Raw genomic sequence first — 2,336 nt, forward strand, 5'->3', positions numbered from 1 at the left:
GGGGGCAGCGAGCGTGCAGGCTGTCGCCTGCGCTCGGCGTCGGGCTTCGCCCTCGCCAGCGGTCGCTAACGCTCCCTTGCGCGCTGTCGCGCGCTGTGTGGGGCGGGTGTACGCTCATCTGGCGGGTTTGTTGGGTGTTTAGGTGGGGTAGATGCTGGGGATGATTGGGGGTGCGTTAGCGGGGCATATACGGATTTGAGGGTTTTAAGAAAACGGGGGCGTGTCGGATTGACATTTCAGTTAGGCGCAGGGTTGGTTTTGAAAAGAAAAACGGGGTTGAGCTGTTGCGAATTGTAAACATATTAATATATTATTTTTATTAAAATACTGTATTGATTGGAATGAACAAATATGTCACTGTTTGAAACATTCAGCATCATATTCACCCTTATCTCCATAGCTGTAGCTCTTATAGCCTGGAGAACAGCAGATGAGTCTGCAAGAGCAGCCAAAAGGCAAGCTAGGGAAGCGAAAAGGCAGGTGGAAGAAGCCAAAAGAGCTAACACTATCGCCGTGAAAGCTCTCGAACTTGCGAAAGAGTCCAATGACCTTTCTCAAGTAATGCTCGCCCAGTCGAATGAGATAGACAGTCCGCGCCTCTACCTGCATTTTCCCCACAATCCCGAACTTAGATCGGAGTATATGCCTCCAGCGGATGGAGAGTTCTTCTCCCCAGAAGAACTAGAAAAAAGAGAAATTAAATTTCACCTTCAGAACCTCGGTCAATCCACCATGTACAACCTCACTGGTCGAATAAAAATCGAGGTAGGCACTCTAAAAGAACTCGATATCTCAATTCACGGCTCACAGTGGTTTGATTTACCGCTGGAAAAGAACACGCTGAGGCCGGGTGAACATTTTTCTTTTACCACTTTGAGATTAGGCAGGGACATTCACAGCCTTACCCGCGGAGAACTGTTACTGCATGATCCATATCTGTATGTCACCCCTGAGCTTCAGTGGCAGACCCAAAGCGGAGCTAAAAAAAGCCTTTCAGAGCCAACAGAAAAAGTAGCACTAGACCATTTGGTAAGAGGTACGCACGCGCTGAATCTACATAGCAAACAACTTGAAATTCCGGGTGTTTTCCGTTCACGCCGCTACGATTCCCCCGTCAATGAAGCTTAGAAAGAATCCAAATTGACTACTATCGCCCTTACCAATGACGAACAAAAGCACATCGACAAGATAATTCAAGCAACCACAAACCCCAGCCAATTATTGGACATCCTGCATGACCTCATCGGCTACACTCCAAATTCTGCGACTCTTGACCACTATCTGCTAACAGTGAAGCACCAACATACTAATGCCTCAAATATGGAGGCCTCACTACGAGCTGCTGTCATCCTTCAACGGCACAAAATGATTGAATACGAAAATACAGCTAAAGATATGAATCTGTGCGAGCTATCAGCAGCTTTGCCATATATATCGACATGGGAACAACGGGTCTACCGGGATCACATCATGGAACATCTATACCAGCAACTACCAGCAACTACTCTCTCCCAAGTATTACCCATGCTTCGAAAAATCAACACAGACCAGTTTGCTAAAGAATTACCTATAATCATTAATGAATACATTAATTAAAAGAAATATTAATAAATAATATACCTTTAATATAGTCCCAAAATAATAGGATCATCAATGCCCACTCTTCTGACACGATATTCTCTTCAAGCATCTACCCCCATTGAAGAGACTCCAGCAACCACAGGTACCCTTTCAAAATGGGAAGCGGAAAACCGTCTCAATATCACTTTTGACTCTTCACGTACTCACATACGAGTAACACTCCGACGAGAAGGCTTCCTCCTCGAAACTGACTCATTTCTTGCGAAGATTCAGCAAGATTTAGAAACCATTCTGGAGAAGAATTTAACCCCCAGGGCTGCCTACACAGAAGATATTGATGCCCCCCAAGAAGTAAGAATCCCCAGACTTTATGGCAGGAAAGAAATCCAAGAACTACTTGGACTCTCCAGACAGAGAGTGTCACGCATACAGAATGAACCCAAGTACGGTTTCCCCTCCCCTATCTACACCCAAGGCCATACTGTGCTCTGGAAAGCAAAAGAAGTGGATATATGGATTACTCGATACCGGAAGAATCGAAAGCAATCTAGCTAATTTCAGTTGCTCTCGTCTTGAATATTCACAGCCGGGAAATGCGCAACGATTCGTTGCACAATTTTGTTCGGTTCTGAAGTGTCCCAGGTTTTGTTCCGTTTGAGTAGATGGGAAAATCTGGAATATGCCAAGAAAATTTGACCAGGATGCAAAGGACCGTGTGGTCCGTCTTGTAGAGGACCGCATCTTGGCGGAAAATA

At 45.5% G+C, this 2,336-nt stretch carries 3 protein-coding genes; all 3 read left to right on the plus strand.

The window, feature by feature from the left end:
* The first annotated feature begins 351 nt into the window (after nt 1–351).
* The 3 genes from HF984_RS11240 to HF984_RS11250 are packed head-to-tail and all read left to right on the plus strand — an operon-like array spanning nt 352 to nt 2,136.
* The gene (locus HF984_RS11240; RefSeq protein ID WP_168615738.1) at nt 352–1,128 is read left to right on the plus strand and encodes a hypothetical protein; all 777 of its coding nucleotides are present in this window, start codon (nt 352–354) and stop codon (nt 1,126–1,128) included.
* Between the two features lie 12 nt (nt 1,129–1,140).
* Nucleotides 1,141–1,596 carry a hypothetical protein gene (locus HF984_RS11245; RefSeq protein ID WP_168615739.1) on the plus strand — a complete coding sequence of 152 codons (456 nt, stop codon included), beginning with the start codon at nt 1,141–1,143 and terminating at the stop codon, nt 1,594–1,596.
* A 57-nt stretch (nt 1,597–1,653) separates the two neighbouring features.
* Nucleotides 1,654–2,136 carry a helix-turn-helix transcriptional regulator gene (locus tag HF984_RS11250; protein WP_168615740.1) on the plus strand — a complete coding sequence of 161 codons (483 nt, stop codon included), beginning with the start codon at nt 1,654–1,656 and terminating at the stop codon, nt 2,134–2,136.
* Nucleotides 2,137–2,336: the final 200 nt, after the last annotated feature.

Origin of the sequence: Rothia terrae (assembly GCF_012396615.1) — a bacterium.
In the GTDB taxonomy this organism is placed as follows: domain Bacteria; phylum Actinomycetota; class Actinomycetes; order Actinomycetales; family Micrococcaceae; genus Rothia; species Rothia terrae.

Coding starts and splice junctions, on each gene's coding strand:
- HF984_RS11250 (WP_168615740.1), top strand. CDS start 1,654: ATGCCCACTCTTCTGACACGATATTCTCTTCAAGCATCTACCCCCATT.
- HF984_RS11240 (WP_168615738.1), top strand. CDS start 352: ATGTCACTGTTTGAAACATTCAGCATCATATTCACCCTTATCTCCATA.